This window comes from Herbiconiux daphne, from assembly GCF_024979295.1.
Lineage (GTDB): Bacteria > Actinomycetota > Actinomycetes > Actinomycetales > Microbacteriaceae > Herbiconiux > Herbiconiux daphnes.
Window position 1 is genome coordinate 1 of the sequence record NZ_JANLCJ010000501.1, and the last position, 631, is coordinate 631.

Sequence of the window (631 nt, forward strand, 5' to 3'; positions counted from 1 at the left end):
CTCGTGTTGATGCTGCCGCAGCGTCCATGTTACAAGATGAAGGCACTGACCGTTCACGCTATGCCATGAAACGTGCAGAACGTTCCAACCAGGAAGCACGTGTACAAGAATCAAAATTAAGTGGTATGCAAAAAATCGGTGTTGGTGCTGCTGACATCGGTGTAGGTTTGGGATTAGGTGCAGTTAACCCAGCATTAGCTGCTGGTTACTTTACTGCTCAAGGTACTGCTGACCAATTACGTCAACAGGCTGAAGAAACAGGTCGTTATGATTTGCAGAAAGCCGCTGAGACAGGTATTGCTCAGGCAGCTGCTGCGGAAGGTGCAGGTCAAATCGCTGGTAAAGTGGTTGGCCGTATTATGCCTAACCTTGCTAACCGTGCAGTAGGTCAAACATTGACTGCTACTGGTGGTGGTGCAGGTGGTGGTGCATCTATGCAGATGATCTCTAACCTTGCTAATGGTAAAGACATTAATGAAGGTGTAGGTGAAGCAGCTCTGATGGGTGCGGCTGGTGGTTTAGGTGCTCATGCAGCAACCCCTATCGCTCGCTCTATTGCTCGTGCTCCTACTACATTACGTAACATCCAAGGTGCTGGTGCAGCAGAAGCTGCTCGTCGTAATCCTGTTGC

Annotated in this window: 1 protein-coding gene; it reads left to right on the top strand. The window is 49.4% G+C overall.

The window, feature by feature from the left end; translation table 11 throughout:
* A partial coding sequence (locus N1032_RS26090; RefSeq protein WP_259543537.1) for a hypothetical protein occupies positions 1 to 631 on the top strand: 631 nt, incomplete at both ends.